27 protein-coding genes and 1 other RNA gene are annotated in these 23,847 nt (G+C 42.6%); 20 read left to right on the top strand and 8 right to left on the bottom strand.

What is annotated here, in order from left to right:
- Nucleotides 1-202 precede the first annotated feature (202 nt).
- Together ssrA and smpB are read right to left on the bottom strand one after the other, a co-directional pair.
- Nucleotides 203-566: a transfer-messenger RNA gene (gene ssrA, locus FE394_RS09015) on the bottom strand.
- 50 nt (nt 567-616) lie between these two features.
- Nucleotides 617-1,099: an SsrA-binding protein SmpB gene (gene smpB / locus FE394_RS09010; RefSeq protein WP_319926062.1), complete on the bottom strand. Its 483-nt coding sequence runs from the start codon at nt 1,097-1,099 to the stop codon at nt 617-619.
- A gap of 157 nt (nt 1,100-1,256) precedes the next feature.
- Here smpB and FE394_RS09005 point away from each other — a divergent pair, with 157 nt between their 5' ends.
- Both FE394_RS09005 and FE394_RS09000 read left to right on the top strand, forming a co-directional pair.
- The gene (locus tag FE394_RS09005) at nt 1,257-1,691 is read left to right on the top strand and encodes a type II toxin-antitoxin system RatA family toxin (RefSeq protein ID WP_319926061.1); all 435 of its coding nucleotides are present in this window, start codon (nt 1,257-1,259) and stop codon (nt 1,689-1,691) included.
- Complete coding sequence (locus FE394_RS09000) at nt 1,684-1,974, top strand: RnfH family protein (protein ID WP_319926060.1); 291 nt, start codon at nt 1,684-1,686, stop codon at nt 1,972-1,974. Before FE394_RS09005 ends, FE394_RS09000 begins: the two co-directional genes overlap by 8 nt.
- A gap of 68 nt (nt 1,975-2,042) precedes the next feature.
- Here FE394_RS09000 and bamE read toward each other — a convergent pair whose 3' ends face one another.
- From bamE to nadK, 3 genes are all read right to left on the bottom strand, one after another.
- Entirely contained in the window at nt 2,043-2,387 is a 345-nt protein-coding gene (gene bamE, locus FE394_RS08995) for an outer membrane protein assembly factor BamE (protein WP_319926059.1), read from the bottom strand.
- Between the two features lie 112 nt (nt 2,388-2,499).
- Entirely contained in the window at nt 2,500-4,173 is a 1,674-nt protein-coding gene (recN, locus tag FE394_RS08990) for a DNA repair protein RecN (protein WP_319926058.1), read from the bottom strand.
- A gap of 131 nt (nt 4,174-4,304) precedes the next feature.
- Nucleotides 4,305-5,183, bottom strand: a complete 879-nt coding sequence (gene nadK, locus FE394_RS08985) for an NAD(+) kinase (RefSeq protein WP_319926057.1) — start codon at nt 5,181-5,183, stop codon at nt 4,305-4,307.
- Between the two features lie 124 nt (nt 5,184-5,307).
- Here nadK and grpE point away from each other — a divergent pair, with 124 nt between their 5' ends.
- Nucleotides 5,308-5,889 (top strand): nucleotide exchange factor GrpE, encoded by a 582-nt coding sequence (grpE, locus tag FE394_RS08980; protein ID WP_319926056.1) that lies wholly within the window; start codon nt 5,308-5,310, stop codon nt 5,887-5,889.
- An 86-nt stretch (nt 5,890-5,975) separates the two neighbouring features.
- Here grpE and ung read toward each other — a convergent pair whose 3' ends face one another.
- Complete coding sequence (gene ung / locus FE394_RS08975; protein ID WP_319926055.1) at nt 5,976-6,656, bottom strand: uracil-DNA glycosylase; 681 nt, start codon at nt 6,654-6,656, stop codon at nt 5,976-5,978.
- 268 nt (nt 6,657-6,924) lie between these two features.
- Here ung and FE394_RS08970 point away from each other — a divergent pair, with 268 nt between their 5' ends.
- The 5 genes from FE394_RS08970 (at nt 6,925) to FE394_RS08950 (ending at nt 11,351) form a co-directional block, all read left to right on the top strand.
- Complete coding sequence (locus FE394_RS08970) at nt 6,925-7,911, top strand: ABC transporter ATP-binding protein (protein WP_319926054.1); 987 nt, start codon at nt 6,925-6,927, stop codon at nt 7,909-7,911.
- Nucleotides 7,904-8,710: an ABC transporter permease gene (locus tag FE394_RS08965; protein ID WP_319926053.1), complete on the top strand. Its 807-nt coding sequence runs from the start codon at nt 7,904-7,906 to the stop codon at nt 8,708-8,710. Before FE394_RS08970 ends, FE394_RS08965 begins: the two co-directional genes overlap by 8 nt.
- Before the next feature lie 4 nt (nt 8,711-8,714).
- Complete coding sequence (locus FE394_RS08960; RefSeq protein ID WP_319926052.1) at nt 8,715-9,497, top strand: ABC transporter permease; 783 nt, start codon at nt 8,715-8,717, stop codon at nt 9,495-9,497.
- Between the two features lie 176 nt (nt 9,498-9,673).
- Nucleotides 9,674-10,057, top strand: a complete 384-nt coding sequence (gene grcA / locus FE394_RS08955; protein WP_047962917.1) for an autonomous glycyl radical cofactor GrcA — start codon at nt 9,674-9,676, stop codon at nt 10,055-10,057.
- Between the two features lie 208 nt (nt 10,058-10,265).
- Nucleotides 10,266-11,351: a Tle-like phospholipase domain-containing protein gene (locus FE394_RS08950; RefSeq protein ID WP_319926051.1), complete on the top strand. Its 1,086-nt coding sequence runs from the start codon at nt 10,266-10,268 to the stop codon at nt 11,349-11,351.
- 148 nt (nt 11,352-11,499) lie between these two features.
- On the opposite strand, the gene srmB is transcribed toward FE394_RS08950, so the two are convergent.
- Nucleotides 11,500-12,840, bottom strand: a complete 1,341-nt coding sequence (gene srmB, locus FE394_RS08945; RefSeq protein WP_319926068.1) for an ATP-dependent RNA helicase SrmB — start codon at nt 12,838-12,840, stop codon at nt 11,500-11,502.
- A 198-nt stretch (nt 12,841-13,038) separates the two neighbouring features.
- On the opposite strand from srmB, the gene trmN reads away from it, so the two are divergent.
- The 12 genes from trmN to acpS all read left to right on the top strand — a co-directional run bounded on the left by trmN (nt 13,039) and on the right by acpS (nt 23,613).
- A complete protein-coding gene (trmN, locus tag FE394_RS08940) occupies nt 13,039-13,794 on the top strand; it encodes a tRNA(1)(Val) (adenine(37)-N(6))-methyltransferase TrmN (protein ID WP_319926050.1) in 756 nt (251 codons plus the stop codon).
- Between the two features lie 357 nt (nt 13,795-14,151).
- Complete coding sequence (rpoE, locus tag FE394_RS08935) at nt 14,152-14,727, top strand: RNA polymerase sigma factor RpoE (protein ID WP_319926049.1); 576 nt, start codon at nt 14,152-14,154, stop codon at nt 14,725-14,727.
- Nucleotides 14,728-14,759: 32 nt separating this feature from the next.
- Nucleotides 14,760-15,392: an anti-sigma-E factor RseA gene (gene rseA / locus FE394_RS08930; RefSeq protein ID WP_319926048.1), complete on the top strand. Its 633-nt coding sequence runs from the start codon at nt 14,760-14,762 to the stop codon at nt 15,390-15,392.
- Between the two features lie 40 nt (nt 15,393-15,432).
- Nucleotides 15,433-16,392: a sigma-E factor regulatory protein RseB gene (gene rseB / locus FE394_RS08925; RefSeq protein WP_319926047.1), complete on the top strand. Its 960-nt coding sequence runs from the start codon at nt 15,433-15,435 to the stop codon at nt 16,390-16,392.
- Nucleotides 16,392-16,856: a SoxR-reducing system protein RseC gene (rseC, locus tag FE394_RS08920; protein WP_319926046.1), complete on the top strand. Its 465-nt coding sequence runs from the start codon at nt 16,392-16,394 to the stop codon at nt 16,854-16,856. The genes rseB and rseC overlap by 1 nt, the downstream gene beginning before the upstream one ends.
- 212 nt (nt 16,857-17,068) lie before the next feature.
- Entirely contained in the window at nt 17,069-18,865 is a 1,797-nt protein-coding gene (gene lepA / locus FE394_RS08915) for a translation elongation factor 4 (RefSeq protein ID WP_319926045.1), read from the top strand.
- Between the two features lie 20 nt (nt 18,866-18,885).
- On the top strand, nt 18,886-19,857 hold the full coding sequence (gene lepB / locus FE394_RS08910; protein WP_319926044.1) for a signal peptidase I: 972 nt from the start codon (nt 18,886-18,888) through the stop codon (nt 19,855-19,857).
- 246 nt (nt 19,858-20,103) lie between these two features.
- The gene (rnc, locus tag FE394_RS08905) at nt 20,104-20,784 is read left to right on the top strand and encodes a ribonuclease III (protein WP_319926043.1); all 681 of its coding nucleotides are present in this window, start codon (nt 20,104-20,106) and stop codon (nt 20,782-20,784) included.
- A complete protein-coding gene (gene era / locus FE394_RS08900) occupies nt 20,781-21,686 on the top strand; it encodes a GTPase Era (RefSeq protein ID WP_319926042.1) in 906 nt (301 codons plus the stop codon). The genes rnc and era overlap by 4 nt, the downstream gene beginning before the upstream one ends.
- Nucleotides 21,687-21,695: 9 nt before the next feature.
- A complete protein-coding gene (recO, locus tag FE394_RS08895; protein WP_319926041.1) occupies nt 21,696-22,433 on the top strand; it encodes a DNA repair protein RecO in 738 nt (245 codons plus the stop codon).
- Nucleotides 22,434-22,501: 68 nt separating this feature from the next.
- Nucleotides 22,502-23,233, top strand: a complete 732-nt coding sequence (pdxJ, locus tag FE394_RS08890) for a pyridoxine 5'-phosphate synthase (RefSeq protein ID WP_319926040.1) — start codon at nt 22,502-22,504, stop codon at nt 23,231-23,233.
- Nucleotides 23,233-23,613: a holo-ACP synthase gene (gene acpS, locus FE394_RS08885; protein WP_319926039.1), complete on the top strand. Its 381-nt coding sequence runs from the start codon at nt 23,233-23,235 to the stop codon at nt 23,611-23,613. The genes pdxJ and acpS overlap by 1 nt, the downstream gene beginning before the upstream one ends.
- A 2-nt stretch (nt 23,614-23,615) precedes the next feature.
- On the opposite strand, the gene FE394_RS08880 is transcribed toward acpS, so the two are convergent.
- The coding region (locus tag FE394_RS08880) for a YfhL family 4Fe-4S dicluster ferredoxin (protein WP_319926038.1) at nt 23,616-23,847 on the bottom strand (232 nt) is incomplete at its 5' end.

The raw sequence follows: 23,847 nt of genomic DNA, 5'->3' as shown, positions 1-23,847 counted from the left end.
TCGGGTTTCCATAGTTTTAGGCACCTCAAAAACAATAAAGCTTTACGAGGTGCCTAACAAGGTGCCTAAAAGGTTTGGATTTAATTAGTTGGCTTCAGACTTCGCGGGACAAATTGAAGGCACAAAAAAGCCCGCAGGGCTTGCGCCGTGCGGGCTCTTAGGACTTCATCGGATGACTCTGGTAATCACCGATGGAGAATTTTGGTGGAGCTGGCGGGATTTGAACCCGCGTCCGAAATTCCTACATCCTCGGTACTACATGCTTAGTCTAGTCTTTACATTCGCTTGCCAGCTGCGGACAGACACGCCACTAACAAACTAGCCTGATTGGATTTAACGCTTCAACCCCAGGCAGGGCATCCACGCGATCTCTTTTTGGTTTGACCTCTCTTGATCCCCGTCCTAAGAGCGGAGGCTAGGGAGAGAGGGCTCTAAGCAGGTTATTAAGCTGCTAGTGCGTAGTTTTCGTCGTTTGCGACTATTTTTTTGCGGCTTTTTACGAGGCCAACCGCCCCTCGGCATGCACCTTGGGTTTCGCAAATCCCGTCGAATCCAGAATCAGCCCCAAGTATGTCAAAAGCAAGTATATCAGAGTATTGAGAGATAATGCCAGTGATTAACGCCCAGAATTCTTCATAATTCGCGCTTTGTCTAATTTCCACTCACGCTCTTTGATATCTGAACGTTTATCATACGCTTTTTTACCTTTTGCAACGCCAATTTTGATTTTGCACCAAGCATTTTTCCAATACATGGAAAGCGCAACGATGGTATAACCTTCGCGATTGATTCGACCATATAATGAATCAAGTTCACGTTTGTTAAGTAGTAGCTTACGTGACCGAGTTGGGTCACAAACTATATGGGAAGAAGCAACATTCAATGGGGTGATTGTAGCACCAAAAAGATAAGCATCACCATCTTTGAGCAAAACATAACTCTCACTGATGTTAGCCTTGCCAGCGCGCAGTGATTTAACTTCCCAACCTTGTAGGGATAAGCCTGCTTCGAATTCTTCTTCGATGAAGTACTCGTGACGGGCTCGCTTATTCATGGCAATTGTTGCCGAACCGGGTTTGTGTGCTTTTTTCTTTGTCATAATGCGTTGTATTATACTGTATGCGTTAGTGAAAGAAATCTATTCTGTATGATATTTAGCGACAAGTGCGTATTTATTGCTCTAAATGTCATCAGGTTTTTATTTAACCACATTTAAGTGATACTATTCAGCGCTGTTACGTTTTACAGGAAATGATATGCCACAGATTAGTCGCTCTGCGCTAGTGCCTTACAGCGTGGAACAAATGTTTAAATTGGTCAATGATGTGACGTCTTATCCGGATTTTTTACCGGGATGTGTTGGTAGCCGTGTAATAAGCAGCACTAATAATGAAATGACGGCTTCTGTTGAGGTTGCTAAAGCAGGGATCAGTAAGACCTTTGTAACGCGCAATACGTTATTCGATAATGAAAGCATCCGGATGCAGCTTGTTGATGGGCCTTTTCGCAAGTTGATGGGCGGATGGCATTTTACTCCGTTAAGTGAGGATGCCTGTAAGGTCGAATTACACCTTGATTTTGAATTTACCAATAAGTTGATTGAGTTGGCTTTTGGCAAGGTGTTTAAAGAAGTGGCCGGTAATATGGTTCAGGCGTTTACTCAACGTGCGCGTGAGGTTTATAGTGTCTGAGATCAATATCGAAGTCGTTTATGCTCTGCCTGAACGGCAGTATCTGTATAATGTGAAATTACCGCAAGGAGCTACTGTCGAACAGGCGATTGCAGAGTCCGGTCTTTTGACATTACGTAATGATATCGATTTGACCAAGAATAAAATCGGCATTTACAGTCGTCCAGCCAAACTGACTGATGTATTGGAAGAGGGAGATCGCGTAGAGATTTATCGCCCTCTGGTTGCCGATCCAAAAGAAATGCGTCGTAAGCGAGCGGAACGTGCTAAAAACAATGTTTAAAAGCGATGTTCAATGACGGCTATTTATTCGCCAGATTATTTACTGGCGAATAAATAAAAATCCACATTTTACTGCTTCTCTGGCAGTGACTTCTCATTCTTGATATCAGTCAGCACACCTTGGCTATCAAAGGTAAGTGTCAGGGTTTCCTGTTTGGCTTTCTCATGGCCCGGCTGCTGGCGAAATACGTAATACCAAATTTGGCTTCCAAAAGGATCAGTCAGCATTGGTGTTCCCAAAGTGTAAGCGACTTGCTGTTGGGTCATGCCTTTTTGGATTTTTGATACCGCAGCCGGTGTCAGGTAATTCCCTTGATTAATTTCAGGACGATAAACAATTCGCTCAAACGTAGAGCAACCCGCAGTCAGCATAACCAGTGATACAGTAGCGGCAGTCAATAATTTACAGCGCATAGTAATTACATTCCTTTAGGAGTTAGGCCGTCGATAATAATAAACATTGAAGAGATTGAAAACCTCTACGCATTTACCTATGACTTCAAGTATACAAAAAAGTTGTATTATTTTATGCCGCTAACAGTTCTTTTGCATTGGCAAGGGTGTTTTTTGTAACTTCATTTCCGGCCAGAAGGCGTGCCAGCTCTTGGAGTCGTGCTTTTTTGTCCAATAGTTGCATTTGCGTTTCTGTTTCTTCCCCATCAGTTTGTTTGCTGACATAAAAGTGTTGATGCCCACATCCTGCCACTTGTGGTAAATGGGTGACGCACATGACTTGGGTCGATTCTCCCAATTCGCGCAGCAGACGGCCAACAATTGCCGCTGTCGGGCCACTGATACCCACATCAACTTCGTCGAAGATTAATGCCGGTGTCTCCATTTTTTTCGCGGTAATAACTTGAATAGCCAGTGCAATGCGGGAAAGTTCACCACCTGACGCCACTTTTGCCAGTGATTGATGAGGCTGCCCAGGGTTGGTGGTTACATTGAATTCGACTTTGCTGGCTCCATCGATGTTTAAGTGTTCCGGTTCAAAAATGATATCAATGGTAAAACGGCCATGAGGCATGGACAGTTGGTGCATACTGCCCGTTATCAGTTGACTTAATTCCACGGCGTATTTCTGGCGAATATGATGCAGTTTTTCTGCCACGGCCAGAGCCTGCTGATAGTGTAGGCTGACGAGTTCACTCAAATGGGCACAATCATCTTCTTGTTGAGATAGCAGATGCTGTTCTTCCAAAAGTTGCTGATGTAAGGTCGGTAACTCTTCCGGCGCAACGTGATGTTTACGTGCCATATTGATTTGCCGGGATATTTTTTGTTCCAGTTCGAATAAACGGTTAGGATCCAGCTCTAACTGATCACTGTAATGACGTAATTCATCACTGGCTTCGTTAATCTGGATAGCCGCTTCTTCCAGCATGTTAAGCAGATCATTCAATTTATGATCCATGCCAGCCAGCTCCGTCAATTCACTTCGTGCATAGCTGAGGAGGCTGACAATGTTCTGCTCATCATTATCGCTTAATGTCTGGAGAACGTTTTGACTTACGGACAGAAACTGACCGCAGTTTGCCAGCCGTTTATATTCGCTGTCCTGTTCTTGATAATCACCTGATTGCGGCGACAATTCGTTCAGTTCTTTCAGATGATACTCCAGCAATTGCTGGCGTGAACGACGTTCAAGGGCTTGTTGCTGAAATTGAGAGAGGGCTTGGCAGCTTTGGCGCCATTGTTGATAAGCCTGCTTCATCTCATACTGAAGTGCAAAATCGCCCGTATAAATATCCAGTAAACGTCTTTGATGGCGGTTTTCTAACAATAATTGATGAGCATGTTGTCCGTGGATTTGGATCAAGTGTGAACCCAGTTCACGTAACTGAGAAAGGGGAACGGCAGTACCATTGATAAAACCCCGGGAGCGCCCATCAGTGGTGATTGTACGGCGCAGCAGGCATTCATTATCATCATCGAAATTGCCATCAAGCTGATGATCTTCAAGCCATTTACGGGCAGAGGGGGCATCTGTCAGTGAAAAACGGGCACAAAGATCAGTGCGTGGAGCACCGGGGCGAACCATATTGGCCTCGCCACGATTGCCAAGACATAAACCTAATGCATCAATCGCGATGGATTTACCAGCCCCGGTTTCTCCGGTGATTGCCGTCATGCCTGAGCGGAAATCTATTTCGAGTTCGCGAACGATAGCAAAATTACTGATGGTCAATTGAGTCAGCATCTTGCTCCTCCTGCTTTTTTGTTATAAAACACGGCCACTATACATAAACATGTTCCTGTGCATAAAAACATATCTGTTCTTTCATACAGTATAAACTGGTTTTTTATACAGTAAAGTAGAGAGCTTCATTTTTAGAACATTTTTTTCGACCAGCCTAATTTTGTGCTCAGTGTATTGAAGTAGTTGTAATCTTTCGGATGGATTAAATGCAGATTATATTCACTGCGTTTGATAATCACCTCTTCGCCATCTTGGATCGGCAGGACGATCTGGCTATCACAACTTACTTCGTAGTCATTACTGTTCTGGGAGAATTTCAGGCGAATGCTGCTTTCACTGCTGATAACAAGCGGACGAGCTGAGAGAGAGTGTGGAAACATTGGTACTAATACAATGGCATTCAAGTTTGGTGTTAATATTGGTCCGCCCGCAGACAGTGAGTAGGCGGTGGAACCCGTGGGCGTTGCTATGATTAATCCGTCTGAACGTTGGGAGAAAGCAAAACGCTCATCAATATAGACCTCAAATTCAATCATATGAGCAACTTTACCCGGATGTAGCACCACTTCGTTCAGTGCAGTGCTACGCCGTGATTTTTGTCCTTTTTTTGTGACCTGAGCTTCGAGCAGAAAGCGTTTTTCGTCCCGATATTCGCCATCCAAAACTTCAGAGAGTTGTTGTAAAGCATTATCAGGATCTAAATCCGTCAGAAAACCTAAATTACCCCGGTTGATACCAATGACTTTAATATCATAGCGCGATAGCACTCTGGCGGCACCAAGCATGTTGCCATCTCCACCGACAACAATCACCAGATCGGCGATTTGACCGATTTCGGTCAGTCCTCCGGTTTGAGCATTTTTTAAATCAATATCTTTTGCAACTTGTCTGTCCACAATGACGCAATAGCCTTTAGATACCAGCCAATGGTAAAGCATTTCATGGGTGGCCAGCGCTTCTGGGTGACGTGGACGTCCGACAATACCGATGCATTTGAATTCATTATTCATTGCTGTTATTTCCTTCAGCATATGGTTTTGCCCTCACAATATGATGTGTTCCCTTGAATCCCGCGTTTTGATCCCCATAATAAGCGAGAATGGCGAAGATAATACAAAATACGCGGAGATATTCATGAGTAGTAAAGACCAAAAAGTACCTGACGAGCAAGTCTCAGAAAATACAGAAGATGTATTAGAGCAACAAATGGATGCAGAAAAGGCAGACGCGCCAGAGACTGAAAATGTTCTTGACCCGCGTGTTGCTGAGTTAGAAGAACAACTGAAGCAGGCTCAGATTAACGAACGTGATGCTATGTTACGTGCTCGTGCTGAAATAGAAAACATTCGTCGTCGTACTGAGCTGGATGTTGAAAAGGCACATAAATTTGCCTTGGAAAAATTTTCTAATGAGCTTTTGCCTGTTATCGACAATCTGGAACGTGCATTAGATGCAGCCGATCGTGAGAATGAAACGTTGCAATCTATGATTGAAGGTATTGAACTGACCCTGAAATCTTTTATTGATGCCGTGGGTAAGTTCGGTATTGAAGTTGTGAGTGACATCAATGTGCCTTTCAATCCTGAAGTGCATCAGGCAATGACCATGATGGAATCTGAGCAGCATGAACCTAATCATGTTATGTTCGTAATGCAGAAAGGTTATACCTTGAATGGGCGTTTATTGCGTCCTGCAATGGTCGCTGTTTCTAAATAAAATTACGGTATCCTGTGATTGTAATGCCGCCATTCAGAGGCGGCATTTTTGTTGATTGATAGCGGTATTCTGTCGGTTGACAGAAATTATTGAGGCAATTGAGGCGTCCAATCAATCGGGGATAACTTTTGTGTTTCCAACAGGGCGTTGGCCTGAGAAAAATGTTTACAGCCTAAAAAACCTCGATGAGCTGACAGAGGTGAAGGATGTGGTGCTTTCAACACATGATGACGTTGAGTATCAATAAAACGGCCTTTCTTCTGGGCATGAGCACCCCAAAGTAGAAAAATAACTCCGCTGCGATGTTCATTGAGTGCTGCAATGACCTTATCAGTGAAAGTTTCCCATCCCAAATTAGCATGAGAATGTGCATTGCCCCGTTCAACGGTTAGCACGGTATTGAGCAGCAGCACTCCCTGTTTTGCCCAACTGATCAAGCAACCATGATTAGGGCGGGTAAAACCAGCAATATCTGATTCCAGTTCTTTGTACATATTGACAAGAGAAGGAGGTGCAGGAATTCCGGGCTGTACAGAGAAAGCCAATCCGTGAGCTTGATTCGGGCCGTGATAAGGGTCTTGTCCCAAAATAACCACTTTTACATCAGCCAATTCGGTATAGCGGAATGCGTTGAAAATATCCTGCTGTGGCGGATAAATAGTTTTGCCAGCCTGACGTTCATTAGCAACATAAGCCAACGTATCAACGAAATAAGGCTGTTTCTTTTCATTGCCGATGACATCGTGCCATGTTAGAGGTGAGGACATAGCCAATCCCTTTCTGAATGATTATCTGATGGGCTTAAGCTTACCGATTTCCTATCCACAGGGAAACCTTTTAGTTTCTTGGGGTTTTTAATTCGCACAATATAAATTAATTAATTGGGATATATTGATATTTTCCGTCGGGGACATCTGAATAAGCTCGGCAATATTTTTTGTAAAAATATCCTAAAGTTGTATGGATTTATAATAGAAAGAAAATATGATGGGTAATTAGGGTGCATAACAAAATACCAACGGAAAGATCCAAGCAATGTCCATTATTCAAGTAAATGACTTATCTAAGTTCTATAAAATTTACACTAAAAACCCAGGGTTATTAGGCAGTCTGAAATCATTCGTTAAAAGAGAACACGCAATAATAGAGGCGGTTAAATCGATAAATTTTTCTATTGATAAAGGAGAGGTTGTGGGGTTTCTTGGTGCCAATGGCGCAGGGAAAACGACCACAATGAAAATGTTAACTGGTATTATTAAACCATCATCAGGAAATGTGCATGTATTAGGTCATACCCCTTATGAACGTAAAAGTGAATATTTAAAATCCATATCATTTGTGGCAGGGCAAAAGCAACAACTGGCGTGGGATCTAACGCCACACGATTCTTTTATACTACATAAAGTTATTTATTCTATCTGCGAAAAAGATTTTTTAAAATATCGTGATGAGCTTGTGGAACTGCTTTCCCTTAATTCGGTAATTGATAGGCCTGTTCGTCACTTATCACTAGGGGAACGGATGAAATGCGAACTTGCTCTGTCATTGTTACATAAACCATCAGTATTATTTTTAGATGAACCGACTATTGGATTGGATGTGAATATGCAGCGTTCGGTTCGTGAGTTTATTGCTCATTATAATCAAATAAATAACGCAACTATTCTTTTGACATCTCATTATATGGCAGATGTTGAAGCCCTTGCCAAGCGTGTGATTATCATCAACTCAGGTGAGATTATGTATGATGGTCAGTTATCTCATTTAATTAAAAAGCGATCACCAAAAAAAATTTTAAAAGCTATTGTTTCAGGCCCCATAAATCCGGAATTAAAAGAGTCACTTAATTTATCTTCTGATGATAGTCAGAGTATAGAATTGACAGTAGAGCGAGATTTATTACCTTCAGTAGTGGCAAAACTGATGGAGGAAAAGATCATACTCGATATTTCTATTCATGATGAGCCCATTGAGAAGGTATTGGAAAGATATTTATCTTCATATGGTGAACCTCATGTTTAATCATATTAAAAGAAGCCTGCTTTTATGGCGAGTGCTTATTATCCAATCTTTTTCAAGAGTGATTGCATATCGTGCTCAATCCATTATTTGGTTGCTGGGTGGAATTATGCCGATAGCAGTGATGTTTGTTTGGTTAGGGTTGGCAAAAGGAGGAGAGATTGGCGGTTATACTGCAAGTGATTTTGCGGTTTATTTTCTCTCAATGTATCTTGTTCGGCAATTAACAGCCATTTGGGTTATGCGGCGTTTAGATAGTGATATCCGACGCGGTGAATTATCCATGCTTTTGTTACGCCCGGTTTCCCCTCTCTATAATTATGTTTCTGATCATGTAGGAGAGATGATGGTGAGAGGGCCGATTATTTGGCTGGTTTTTATCTCAGGGATTTTTCTGACGGGAAATTTTCATCGTTTGGATATCGGTAATTTATTAACTTTTATTCCGGCTCTTGCTTTGGCATGGATTATCATATTTCATCTTTATTATTGTCTGGGTCTATTGGCATTTTGGATCAATAATGCAATGGCATTCGATCCCCTTCTTTGGGCACTCTATACGATTTTAGGCGGCATTCTCATTCCGCTTGATTTATATCCAGAGAGTATTGCTACTTGGTTGAAATTACTTCCTTTTGCGTCAGCATTAGATTTTCCGGTTCAAATGATTTTAGGTAAGTTGGAGCTGTTCTCTTTGCTGGTGGGATTTGGTGTGCAGCTATTTTGGGTTATTCTGCTTACCCTTGTCAGGATTGTTTTATGGAATGCAGGGCTAAAAAGATATTCAGCTTCTGGAGCTTAATATAATGAGATATGTTTTATTATTTTTAGTGCTTCTCAGACACTCTTTTTTACTGGAGTTTGAGTTCCGTTTTAATGCTTTGGTTAATTTAATTAATTCCAGTCTTTCTTGTTTGTTGGCTTTATTGGTATTGACTGGCTTTTTTGGACAAGTATCCCAGATCGGTGGCTGGAGCTACTATCAAATGGTTGCTTTGTTAGGTGTGACACTTATTATTGAATCTCTTATTGACAGTTGGTTGTTTCCAAGCGTCCATTCGCTTTCTGATTATATTAGACGTGGTGATTTGGATTTTATCATTATTCGTCCAGTGGATACTCAGTTTTTTATTAGTTTTCATCGTTTTAATATATGGGATGGAGCGAATTTTATCGTGGGATACGCAGTCGTGCTATTAGCAATGTTTCAACAGGATGCATTAACGATTTTAAACTTTTTAAAATTTAATTTCGCCTTGTTATTAGGAACGTGTATCTTCTATTCCCTGTTTATGTGCTCAAACTTAATTGCTTTTTGGTTTACTAAAGTGTCTGACGTGTGGGTGATTTGTTATTCCCTTATGGATATTGGACGTTTTCCTGTCAGTGCTTATCCCGGAGCTTTACGTTTTTTATTGAGTTTTGCATTGCCTATCTTTTTTATTAGTAACGTGCCTGCTCAGGCTGCTTTAGGGTTAGTAAGTATGAAAACGTTATTATTGGCTTTTATATATGCGATTGGTGCTCTTGTGTTTACACGTTTCTTTTGGTTAAAAGCGATTTCAAAATATAGTAGTGCAAGTAGTTAGCGAACTTTGTTTATTATGTCATGTAATTTTCAATAATCTGTTATTATGCAGGTTATTATAATATCCATTAGTAATTAGTTGATTTCAATCAAAGAATCATCTCATTTGTGCTGGTATACAGGAATTCAAGAGAATGGTTTGATTAAATAACCAAGATGATGATGTTGGAGGTATAAATGATTACTGGGATTCAAATTACCCAATCTGATAACGCTGCATTGATGAACTCTTTTTGGCTGTTAGATGATGAAAAAAATGAAGCACGTTGTATCTGTGCCAAAGCGGATTACGACGAAGGCCAGATTGTTGCCAAAGATGAATTGGGGCAGTTTGAATATCGTGAAATTCCTCTGGAAGTCAAACCGACTGTGCGTGTAGAAGGAGGTCAGCATCTGAATGTTAATGTCCTGCGCCGCGAAACATTGGAAGATGCGGTGAAACACCCTGAAAAATATCCTCAACTTACTATTCGCGTATCTGGTTATGCAGTACGTTTTAACTCATTGACCCCGGAACAGCAGCGTGATGTTATTGCGCGTACTTTTACAGAAAGCCTGTGATTTTTTTATAAAATTTTAAAAGGGAGTAGATACTCCCTTTTTTATTGGTCTAAAAGAGAGGGGATAAACCCTTTATTTATGAATGGGAATTAAATTTGTTAATTAAAAATTAAAATTGCTGTAAGTATGTTAATGATTATGCCGATAGAGAGTTTGGGTTTGTTAGTTGTTAGTTACACCTAACCTGAATAATCTGTAGGAGAATTTTATGACATTATCAATAAATACCAGCTTTTCCAGTGAATTAGGGTTTCACCCATTACAAAATAATGCTCTGCAACCTCAATCTGATTCCCCTGTTCAGCCATTACCAAACAAAGCCGATCGAGTATCTTCTTCAACTATTTCACTTTCAGAAAACACCAGGCAGTCTAATGCACTCTATCAATCATTGATGAGTAATCTAAATGTCAGCACGACGGCATCCCCCGGATTGAATGCTAATGATATTGCAGGTAAACAGCCTCTGCTCATTGATTATTCTTTGACTTTGGTGACTCGGGATGTTTATCGGCAAATAAGTTTAGGTATTGGTGATTATGTACGTCTGTCAGGTGATGACTTGTCAAAAATAGGTATTGATCCTGAAACGTTAAATGATAGCTCAACGGGTTTCCAAGCCGGAGTGTATCAAAATAATGGGTTATATATTGTCTCTTTCACTGGCTCGAATGAATTGCAGGATTTCATGGTTAGTATTCGTCAAGGGCTGGGTTACAAGGAGAAGCAATATGATCAGGCTGTGGAATTAGCCCGTAAGGCATTAAAAGTATTTGGTGAAAATGTGATTTTCACGGGGCACTCATTAGGGGGAGGACTGGCAACAGTAGCTGCCCTGACGACAGGCAAACCCGCAGTTATTTATAACTCTGTTGGTGTATCAAACTCCACATTGGAGCATATGGGAATATCACCGGATGTTGCTCGTGAGATGGCAGACAGCGGCTTGATACGCCACTATACCGTGCAGCACGATTGGTTGAGTAATTTGCAAAAAATATTGTCAGTCCCTCAGCCTATGGGGAATGAAATAAATCTTGAGTATGAATTTGAAGGCATATGGAGATATGGATTGCAGTCATTTAAGGCTCACTTTTTGGAAGCCGTGTTGGAGTTAATGACGGAGCAAAAACCGTGGTTGAGTAACGGTGATACTATGCTGGCATCAATGGATGCTACGAATGAAAGTGAGGTTTCTGTCAGGCCTCCTTCTTTGCAAGCACTGGCGATGGAAGTGGATAATCCTGTAATTAGAGAACAATATGAAGAAACGTATCAGCACATCATGATGTAGAGAAGGAAACCGCAGCATTACATGAGTAATGTTTAGACTGGTGTAATGTAGCTTAATGTAATTTAAAGTGTATTTTGTGAGAAGCGAAGTCATTCAATGACTTCGCCTCTATTTGGTTAATTAACCGTGGCTAATTAATCGCGGCTAATTACTTGTTGCCAGATTCGGTCACTTCTGGTTTTGGATTAGAAGGTGTACGACGCTTACCGATATTTTTGCTATCACGATGGCGAACTTTCTCCCGTTTGTTCTTTTTAGAATCTTCGGCTTTTTTCTTCTCTTTGCGTTTTTCCAGCACCTTTTTGGAAGGTTTATAGCTTTTTTTCTCACTTGGTGCTTTAGTTTGCGGGCGAAGTTCATCAACAACCCGTATTTTCAACGGTTCGCTAAGATAACGGCTGATTTTACCCAGCAGAGGGTAGTCGTGAGACTCAATCAGAGCAATTGCGGTCCCTTTGCGGCCTGCACGGGCAGTACGGCCAATCCGGTGCAGATAAACGTCCGCAGTACGAGGTAAATCGAAGTTAAAGACGTGGCTGATATTTTCGATATCTAATCCACGGGAAGCAACGTCAGTAGCAACCAGAACTTTGACTTTACCATCATTCAGGCGCCTTATAGCATCTGTACGCTTGACTTGTACCATTTCGCCTTCAAGGAAAGCAGCCTGAATCCCCGCTTGGCTCAGGCAATCAACAAGTTCGCGTACTCGTTCACGTTTGCGTACGAAAACAATGGATTTTGTAACATCAGGTTGCTGGAGCAAGTTACATAGCAAGGCTGTTTTATGCTCTAACGTGTCGGCACGATAATAAAATTGCTGGATTTTTTTGCGTTCCCGGCGAGAAGGATCTGCATTAATCTCAACGGGATCAGTCAACAGGCGCTCGGCAAAATCGCGAATGGATTCACCTTCCAGCGTTGCTGAAAATAACAATGTTTGCTTGCGCCAGCGAGTTTCACCTGCAATGGTTTCGACATCATTGGCAAATCCCATGTCCAGCATACGATCAGCTTCATCAAGGATCAGAGTTTCAACTGCACGACAGTCGAAATTTTCTTCTTTGATGTATTGCAACAGACGTCCGGTCGTTGCGACAACAATATCCTGATTCTCACTGAATACTTCTGCATGATTCATATAGGCAACACCACCAGTGATTGTGGCGATATCCAGATGAGTGTGGGCCGCAAATTCTTTTGCCTGATCTGCAACCTGCATTGCCAGTTCACGGGTGGGAGTCAAAATCAGGATACGCGGTGGCCCTGATTTTTTGCGGGGGAAATCGAGTAAATGCTGTATTGCTGGCAGCAGGTAAGCGGCAGTTTTGCCTGTACCTGTAGGAGCAGAACCGAGTACATCACGCCCGTCCATAGCCGCAGGAATGGCTGCTGCCTGAATCGCCGTCGGGTGTTCGTAGCCTTTGTCGTTCAGTGCATCAAGCAGGGATTCATCAAGTTCAAATTCGGAAAAGTTTGTTGCAGTCATCATATACCTCTGTTTGGGGCGCCGATTATAAACAGGTTGAGCACATTCTTCATCCTATAAAAGCAACCTGTGTCCTTCATCTTGCAAGTTGCAACTTAAATGTAACCTGAAAACCATTGGGTATATAAGCAGGTTACTTTTATCTGTACTCCATAAGACTTATGCTATGACGAATTTTGATTTCGGCAGATATAACTTATGGCATCGACACATAAACCCGTTTTTCGTCGCGGTGGTTTTACATTTAAACAGTTTTTTGTTGGGCATGATAAATGTGCGATGAAAGTCGGGACGGATGGTGTGCTGTTGGGAGCCTGGGCACCAGTATATAACAGGAAGAGATGTCTGGATATCGGATGTGGAAGTGGTTTGATTTCATTGATGATAGCCCAGCGTACAGGGGAACATACTGTTATTGATGCAGTGGAATTGGACCCTTTTGCTGCAATGCAGGCGGCTGATAATGTTCAACAATCGCCATGGCCTTCACGCATTAAGGTTCATCAGCAGGATATTCATGACTTTGTGCGCAAGGATGGATTACAAAAAAACGGCACCCAATATGATTTAATTGTCAGTAATCCCCCGTATTTTGAACCAGCTATTGCTTGCCGGAATGCAGCACGAAATCAGGCCCGTTATACGGAATCATTGACTCATCAGGGATTATTGGAGTGTGTGCGGGAATTGATCACACAAACCGGGATATTTTGTGTGGTATTACCCTATGGCATTGGTGAACAATTCGAAAGCATGGCGTCAGAGCTGGGCTGGTTTACTGATTTTCGTGTCAATATTCGTGACAGGCAAGATAAACCGTTACATCGTCTGTTATTGGGACTATCTCTGCAAAAGCAGGATACTCAGGTGAGTGAATTAACCATTCGTACCCTTGATGGCTCATATTCAACAGAGTTTCGTCAGTTGGTAACCGATTTTTATTTTTATTATTGAATTGATAGTGTTAACGCTATTAAGACGATCTGGCTGGCTCTGTTGTACAAGTTTGGTTGTGCAAGTTTTGCTGTGCAATAGAGAATAGAGTAAAACCTCTTCTTTACCGGATGAAAATCACGTGCCCTGTGAAATAGGGACTATGATTTGTACTATCTGTGTCTAATCTGCAACGTGAAAGACGGGTATAGAAGAAGTGTGATATGAGATAACAGGTGATTGTAATATAAGATTACAATCAAAGTTGAACTTCACAATAGATTGATACTCAAAGTCATGCTTGTTCGGGAAAGCAAGACGTCATATTAGGTTAATAAGTATAAATGTGGAGTTTTACCTCAGGAGAGTGAACCTCGGATGAGCGAGCAGTTAACGGATCAAATGCTGGTCGAACGTGTCCAGAAGGGCGACCAAAAAGCGTTTAATTTGCTGGTTATAAGATACCAGCACAAAGTGGCGAGCCTGATTGCTCGTTACGTACCTCAAAGCGACGTTCCTGATGTTGCCCAAGAGGCATTCATTAAGACTTATCGTGCGCTTTCTTCTTTCCGGGGCGATAGTGCTTTTTATACGTGGTTGTATCGTATTGCCGTTAATACTGCAAAAAATTATTTAGTTGCTCAGGGGCGTCGTCCTCCATCCAACGATTTGGATGCTAGCGATGCAGAAAATTATGATACATCAAGTTCATTAAAAGAAATTTCGAACCCTGAGAACTTAATGTTGTCTGAAGAATTAAAGGAAGTGGTTTTCCGTACTATTGAGTCTCTTCCGGAGGATTTGCGTGTTGCGATTACGTTGAGGGAGTTGGATGGGTTGAGCTATGAAGAAATAGCCGACATCATGGAATGCCCTGTAGGTACTGTACGTTCACGAATTTTCCGGGCAAGGGAAGCCATCGATAATAAAGTTCAACCGCTAATTCAACAGTAGTGGGACAAAACAATATTTAAGGGTACTTTGGCATGTATAGAGAGAAACTTTCCGCGTTAATGGATGGAGAAGCTCTTGATAGTGAAGTAGTTCGTTTGGTCTCCGAAGATGAAGTCACGCAGCAACAGTGGGAACGATATCATCTTGTTCGTGATGTCCTGCGTGGTGATGTGGGAGAAGTACTACATTTGGATATTGCGAGCCAAGTGGCGCTGGTACTTGAAAAAGAGCCGGTTCATATCAATCCATCTGCTGTTCTGGAATCTCAGCCAAAACCTGAAACATGGGCGGACATGTTGTTCTGGAACAAAATTCGTCCATGGATAGGTCAGATTACACAAGTCGGTGTTGCTGCCTGTGTGTCTTTGGCCGTGATTGTAGGTGTTCAGCAATATAATGGCGATGGCAGTGTTGAAGTAGATTCTCAATCAGATGTACCTGTTTTCAATACATTGCCTGTGATGGGTTCGGCTTCGCCTGTTGGTTTAGCTACCCCAGTGGATGATGAAGCGTTCGGCGGTGACCTGAGTACGCAAGTTCGGGAAAGCAACAAACGGATTGACGCGATGTTGCAGCAGTATGAACTTTCCCGACGTATTCACGCTGAAAAAAATCACGAGATTACACAGGTAGATAATCAGTCTTTTGGAGTGCAGGCACAATAAAATAGCACAATAAAATAAATAGTAATGAAGCATAACAGCAATGAAGCATATTTGTTTTTTCATTTTTTTATTGGCTTATAGTCTACTTAATCCCTTAAGAGCCTCGGCGCTGCAAAGCAGTGCCGAGGTTTTGTTACAGGATATGAATAACGCCGTACAAACACTGAATTATGAACTGGGTTTCATTAACTTAGGGCAGCAATTCCTCGTTCCCCTACGATACCGTCATGCCATTATTGATGGTCAGCCGATTGCTCAAATCATACAGATGGATGGTTCCCGTCGAGAAATTATTCAACGTGGTGATCAAATCAGTTATTACGAGCCGGGGCTGGATTCATTCAGTTTACGTGGCAACCATATTGTCGATTATCTCCCGCCGATCATTTTTGCCAATTTTGAGCAATTACAGAAATTTTATCGTTTTGTTGATGCGGGGAGTACGCATATTGGCGATCATCCAGTCAGTTTTGTGCGTATCATCTCGAAAGATGAATCCCGCTATAACTATAACCTCTTGATTGACGATAAAAGCCATCTTCCCTTGTTGATTGATCTGTTAGATAAGGACAATACAACAGTTATTGAGCAATTTCGGGTCGTATCATCAACGGTGAATGACGACATTAAAAAAGAATTGTCTGCCATTGTTGATTTAAAATTGCCGCCGATGTTGCTTATCCCGGCTTCCGAAAAACTGAAGTTCAATTGGCAGATTGGAAAGATACCTGAAGGTTTCAAAGAAATCGCCCGTAACAGTCGCAAGTTGTCGGAGACAGAGTGGTTGGAATCCATTATGTATAGTGATGGATTGTTTAATTTTTCAGTAAACGTTATCAGCGCAGACAAAAAGGCTGTTGATGAACAACCATTTCGGCAAGGAAGACGAACGGTTTATACTTTAACCAGAGATAAACATAATATTACAGTCATTGGGGAGCTGCCGTTCGCAACAGCTAAGTGGATTGCAGCAGGCGTGACGTTTACGGGAGAAAATTGATGGTTAAAGAGTGGGCAACGGTTGTCCGTTGGCAAAAAGGCCGTGCACTATTGCATTATGGTTCATCTTCAGGTTGTGGCAGTTGTCAGGCCAAAGCCGGTTGCGGCTCTTATTTACTGGAAAAAATAGGCCCGGAGAATGTCCATCAGTTGGAGCTGGAAATATCCCAACCCCTTCAACCGGGTCAAAAAGTTGAAGTGGGCATTCCTGAAAGTAGCTTGTTACGTTCAGCTATGCTGGTTTATTTAACGCCTTTATTGGGATTGTTTTTGGCGGGAGCACTTTTCCAGTTCTGGACGACGGATCAATTATGGATCTGTCTGGGAGGAATTGGCGGTGGATTTGCCGGTTTCTTCATTGCCCGCAAGATCGCAACGTACTGGGATCACCTGCAAGCGTACCAGCCTGTAGTGTTACAAATTGGTTTGCCTCCTGATACGATTAAGGTTCTACAGCAAGAATAATCTGTCTTACCATATGAGTTTTAATTTTATTTGTCATACTCAAAGCCAAAGGGTCATATCGAAAACCACAGGCTTGACTAGGTTTTCGCAAGTTTGGCATGTAGAATACGGCACCTCAGGCCTGTGGCCGAACCAATAAACTGTCGCTTTATGTCCATCAGTGTGTCCATAGGCGAATGATTCAGAAATATTAAGGCAAAAAAGATTTAATAATGAAGCAAATACGAAATTTCTCCATTATCGCCCACATTGACCACGGTAAGTCCACATTATCTGACCGAATTATTCAAATCTGTGGGGGGTTGTCAGATCGCGAAATGGCAGCACAAGTACTGGATTCAATGGATCTGGAACGTGAACGTGGCATTACTATCAAGGCACAAAGTGTAACTCTTGATTACAAAGCCAATGACGGGCAAGTTTATCAATTAAACTTTATCGATACACCCGGGCATGTTGACTTCTCTTACGAAGTTTCCCGCTCGCTGGCTGCTTGTGAAGGTGCTTTACTGGTTGTTGATGCGGGTCAGGGCGTTGAAGCCCAGACACTGGCTAACTGTTACACCGCGATGGAAATGGATCTGGAAGTTGTTCCGGTTCTGAATAAAATTGATCTCCCTGCTGCTGAACCAGAGCGTGTTGCAGAAGAAATCGAAGATATTGTTGGTATTGATGCTACCGATGCGGTTCGTTGTTCAGCAAAAACGGGGGTCGGGGTTCCGGATGTTATTGAGCGCTTGGTGAAAGAAATTCCATCACCAGAGGGCGATCCTGATGCACCATTACAGGCTTTGATCATTGACTCATGGTTTGATAATTACCTTGGCGTGGTTTCACTTGTCCGTATTAAAAACGGGACGTTGCGTAAAGGCGATAAAGTTAAAGTCATGAGCACAGGTCAGGTCTATAACGCTGAGCGTCTGGGTATTTTCACACCTAAGCGTGTCGATCGTGATGTGCTGAATTGTGGTGAAGTAGGCTGGTTGGTTTGTGCTATCAAAGATATTTTGGGCGCACCGGTCGGGGATACATTGACAACTGCACGTCATCCTGCTGAAAAAGCGCTGCCGGGGTTCAAGAAAGTTAAACCTCAGGTTTATGCCGGCTTATTCCCAATAAGTTCTGATGATTATGAAGCGTTTCGTGATGCGCTGGGTAAATTAAGTCTAAATGATGCGTCATTATTCTATGAGCCAGAAAGCTCTACAGCATTGGGCTTTGGTTTCCGCTGTGGCTTCCTTGGCCTGTTGCACATGGAAATCATCCAGGAACGTCTGGAACGTGAGTATGATCTCGATTTGATCACAACGGCTCCGACAGTTGTTTATGAAGTTGAGACAACGGGTGGTGATATTATCTACGTTGACAGTCCATCCAAATTACCGGCATTGAACAGTATTGGTGAATTGCGTGAACCGATTGCAGAATGCCACATGTTGTTGCCGAAGGAATATCTTGGTAACGTCATTACGCTCTGTGTGGAAAAACGCGGCATACAGACTAATATGGTTTATCACGGTAATCAGGTTGCACTGACTTACGAAATTCCGATGGCTGAAGTTGTTCTGGATTTCTTTGACCGATTGAAATCAACATCTCGTGGTTATGCGTCTCTGGATTATAATTTTACCCGTTTCCAGAACTCAGATATGGTACGTGTGGATGTATTGATTAACGGCGAACGTGTTGATGCGCTGGCACTGATCACGCACCGTGATAACTCGCAATATCGTGGTCGTGAGCTGGTGGATAAAATGAAAGAGTTAATTCCACGTCAACAATTCGATATTGCAATTCAGGCAGCCATCGGGACTCACGTTATTGCACGAGCTACAGTGAAGCAGTTACGTAAAAACGTACTTGCTAAATGTTATGGCGGTGACGTCAGCCGTAAGAAAAAGCTATTGCAGAAACAGAAAGAAGGTAAGAAACGCATGAAGCAGGTCGGAAACGTTGAACTGCCGCAAGAAGCCTTCTTAGCGATTCTGCATGTTGGAAAAGATAACTAACAAGGTTGTAAGGAGTTTAAATGGCTAACACTTTTGCCTTGATCTTAACGTTAGCAACGTTAATTACCGGAATTTTCTGGTGTATAGAGCGATTTAAACTTGCTCCTGCACGCAAGAAGAAACTTGCTAATCTTCAGGAACAGGTGGCAGGCGCAGAAGCTCAGGAAGCTTTGGCTAAGGATCTTAATAAACCTTCATGGTTTGATACAATAGCATCTGTCTTTCCGGTGTTAGCCATTGTTTTGGTTCTGCGTTCTTTTGTCTATGAGCCTTTTCAGATCCCTTCCGGTTCAATGATGCCGACATTGTTGATTGGGGATTTCATTCTGGTCGAGAAATTTGCCTACGGGTTAAAAGATCCGATAACACAAACAACCCTGATTAAAACCGGGGAACCTAAGCGTGGGGATATTGCAGTTTTCAAATATCCGGTTAATCCAAGCATGGATTTTGTAAAGCGGATTATAGGTTTGCCCGGAGACAAGATTGTTTACGATTATGTCAAAAAAGAGCTTCAGGTTTTCCCTGGCTGTGGTTGGAGTGCGGAATGTAAGGGCGATTTGCCTGTCACTTACCGAGACTCGTTCCCAAGTGAATGGACGATTAAAGAAGATATAACGCCTGACGGTGCTAGTATAAATGGTGTTTATCAAATTCCTCTTGATGAATCACTGGGTTCATATAGTCTCCGCCAAGAAGAACGAATTGAAAGTTTAGGTGAAGTATCACACCATATTCTGACTATTCCTCCGGTTCAATTCATGCCGCGTTTCCGTCAAGCGGGCTTGCCTGTCGGTACTTGGGTTGTTCCTGAAGGTCACTATTTCGCGATGGGTGATAATCGTGATAACAGTGCGGATAGTCGCGAATGGGGATTCGTACCGGAGAAAAATCTGGTAGGCCGTGCGACCGCTATCTGGATGAGTTTTGAGAAACAGGAAGGGGAGTGGCCTACGGGTGTACGTCTGAGTCGCATTGGTGGAATCCGTTAATATTTATATATTAGCGCAGCATTAATTTATCTCACAGTGTAGAATATTCTTTCAAACGAGATGACTGGCTCCCTATGATGAATATCTTAGGGAGCTAGTGCAAACGCAACAGTTTTGTAAGGCATATATCCTATAGATTCAAGCCAGCGTAACCAACAAAGCGGCAACTTGAAAGATGACGGGTATAGCCTCACAGGTTTGTTGCGTGTGCTTTTATTTGATGAATTCTAACTGAATTGGTAGCACATGAACTCCATAATAACAAACCGGTTACAACTTAAACTAGGCTATACCTTTGCACAGTACGATTTATTGCTTCAAGCCCTGACTCACCGTAGCGCCAGCAGTAAGCATAATGAACGTCTGGAATTTCTTGGCGACTCAATCCTCAGTTTTGTCATTGCCAATGCGCTTTACCATCGTTTTCCCCGTGTTGATGAAGGGGATATGAGCCGTATGCGTGCAACATTGGTGCGTGGCAATACGCTGGCGGAGCTGGCCAGAGAATTTGAATTAGGTGAATGCCTTCGTCTGGGGCCGGGGGAGTTAAAAAGCGGGGGACATCGTCGCGAATCTATTTTGGCGGATAGTATTGAAGCCTTAATTGGTGCTATTTTTCTGGATAGTGATATTCAGACAATTGAAAGAATTATATTGAGTTGGTATGAAACTCGCTTGAATGAAATTAGCCCCGGTGATAAGCAAAAAGATCCTAAAACGCGTTTACAAGAATATCTGCAAGGGCGTCATTTGCCGTTGCCCACATATCTGGTTGTTCAAGTTCGTGGGGAAGCACACGATCAGGAATTTACAATTCACTGTCAGGTCAGTGGATTTGAACAGCCTGTCAGAGGAGTAGGTTCCAGCCGTCGCAAGGCAGAACAGGCGGCTGCGGAACAAGCATTAAAACAACTGGAGCTTGAATGAGCGAAGAAAAAAACTATTGCGGATTTGTTGCAATAGTCGGTCGGCCTAACGTCGGTAAATCCACTTTATTGAATCAGTTATTGGGTCAGAAAGTATCCATCACTTCCCGTAAACCTCAAACGACGCGGCATCGCATCATGGGGATCCATACGGAAGGGGTTTACCAAACTATCTATGTTGATACGCCGGGTCTTCATATTGAAGAAAAACGCGCGATCAACCGTTTAATGAACCGTGCGGCGAGCAGCTCTATCGGTGATGTAGAACTGGTTATTTTTGTTGTAGAAGGTACGCACTGGACACCCGATGATGAAATGGTGGTGAATAAGTTGCGTAATTTACGTTGCCCTGTCTTGCTTGCCATCAATAAAGTAGACAATGTGACAGATAAAACCATACTTTTGCCACATATTGGTTTTCTGAGCCAACAGATGAATTTCATTGATGTTGTGCCGATCAGCGCAGAAAAAGGTATGAATGTCGATACCATTACTAAACTTGTGCGTAATCATATGCCACAGGCAGATCATCATTTTCCGGAAGATTACATCACTGACCGCTCACAACGTTTCATGGCCTCAGAAATCATCCGTGAAAAACTGATGCGTTTTTTGGGTGATGAATTACCGTATTCTGTGACAGTAGAAATTGAGCAATTTGCTGCCAATGAACGTGGTGGTTATACAATCCACGGTTTGATTCTGGTCGAACGTGATGGTCAGAAGAAAATGGTAATTGGTAATAAAGGCAGCAAAATCAAGACGATTGGTATCGAATCTCGTCAAGATATGGAAAGGCTGTTTGATGTTAAAGTCCACTTGGAACTGTGGGTAAAAGTGAAAGCGGGTTGGGCTGACGATGAACGAGCGCTGCGTAGCCTCGGTTACATCGACGATTTATAAGGCTGACTTGTGGACGGCTGGCAGAGAGCCTTTGTGCTTCATGGACGCCCTTACAGTGAAACCAGTTTGCTACTGGATTTTTTTACTGAAAATGAAGGGCGGGTACGTGTTTTAGCGAAAGGAGCGCGCAGCCGTCGTTCTCACCTGAAAGGTTGTTTACAACCTTTCACCCCGCTGCTCATTCGCTGGAGTGGGCGGGGTGAAGTCAAAACATTAAGAGATGCAGAGCCTGTTTCATTGGCTCTTCCCTTAACGGGGAGCGTACTTTACAGCGGATTGTACGTGAACGAACTCTTATCCCGGGTCCTTGAGCAAGGTTCGGCCTACCCCCCCCTGTTTTTTGATTATCTACAATGTTTACAACTACTCGCAGCGAGTAAATTCACGCCGGAATATGCTTTGCGTCGTTTCGAATTGGCGTTACTAACTAATATGGGATACGGTGTAGATTATCTTCATTGTGCAGGTAGTGGTGAGCCAGTAACGGATACAATGACTTATCGTTACCGTGAAGAAAAAGGGTTTATTGCCAGTTTGATTATTGATCATTACAGCTTCACGGGCCATGAACTAAAAGCATTGGCAGTTGGCGAATTTCCTGATTCCGTAACTTTGAAAGCGGCCAAGCGTTTCACTCGTATTGCACTGAAACCTTATTTGGGGGGAAAACCGTTAAAAAGTCGTGAGTTGTTTCGCCAATTTGTACGTAAAAAAACTGATAATCCCAACAAGAAAAATGAAAACTAGAGTAAGTCACTTTTTCGTGATGAAGGGTATAGACTTTACTTAATTTTATATTATTGCAGGAGCTAAAAATGGCTGAGGTATTGTTAGGTATCAACATTGATCACATTGCAACCTTACGTAATGCCCGTGGGACACAATATCCGGACCCTGTTCAGGCTGCATTCGTTGCAGAACAGGCTGGAGCTGATGGTATAACTATCCACCTGCGTGAAGATCGCCGTCATATTATTGATAGAGATGTTCAATTATTAGAAAAAACGATTCAGACTCGTATGAATCTTGAGATGGCCGTAACGGATGAAATGGTTGGTATTGCCACTCAAATTAAACCCGCTTTTTGTTGCTTAGTTCCTGAAAAACGTCAGGAAGTAACAACAGAAGGTGGATTGGATGTGTGTGGACAAAAAGAGCACATTGCTGCGGCTGTTAAAATCTTATCGGAAGCTGGGATTCTGGTTTCACTGTTCATTGATGCCGATCACCAACAAATTGATGCTGCTGTTGAAGTCGGAGCACCATTTATTGAAATTCATACAGGTGCGTATGCTGATGCAGAAGATGAGGAGCAGCAAGAGAAAGAATTCCAGCGCATTAAAGAAGCAGTAACTTATGCGGCAGGAAAAGGTATTAAAGTCAATGCAGGTCACGGTTTGACCTACCATAATGTACAGCGTATCGCGGCCTTACCTGAGATTTATGAACTGAATATTGGACATGCCATCATTGGCCGTGCGGTATTCAGTGGCTTATCTGCTGCTGTAGCAGACATGAAAACATTATTGCGGGAAGCTCGCCGCTAATGGCCATCATTGGGTTAGGCACAGATATTGTTGAAATATCCCGTATTGAGGACATCGTTGAGCGTTCTGGAGAACGCTTGGCAAGGCGCATCCTGAGCGATGGGGAATGGCAAAAATATCAAGCGCATAACCAGCCTGTCCGCTTCCTTGCTAAGCGGTTCGCAGTCAAGGAAGCCGCTGCTAAAGCGTTAGGAACAGGTATTCGCAATGGACTGGCCTTTAACCAATTTGAAGTGATTAATGATCCACTGGGGAAACCTACATTAAAACTTCACGGAGAGGCAGTCACATTGGCTGACAAGCTGAATGTAAAATCCATCCATGTCACACTGGCGGATGAACACCGGTATGCTTGTGCGACAGTGATATTGGAAAGCTAAATTCAAATCTTATCAGCATGATGTAAAAGAACAAATTTATCCCACAATTGCTCTTCAGTTTCCTGATGGTCAGGATCAAGAATAATAGTATTGGTGATAGGGCAGACAGATTGGCAAGTTGGCTTTTCATAATGCCCTACACATTCGGTACAGCGTTCAGGCTCAATTTCGTATATTTCTTCACCCATTGTTATAGCTTGATTTGGGCATTCGGGTTCACACATATCACAATTG

This window comes from Xenorhabdus littoralis (genome assembly GCF_033949345.1).
Lineage (GTDB): Bacteria > Pseudomonadota > Gammaproteobacteria > Enterobacterales > Enterobacteriaceae > Xenorhabdus > Xenorhabdus littoralis.
The sequence above is the reverse complement of the archived record's forward strand: the minus strand, read 5'-3'. Positions and strand labels throughout refer to the sequence as shown.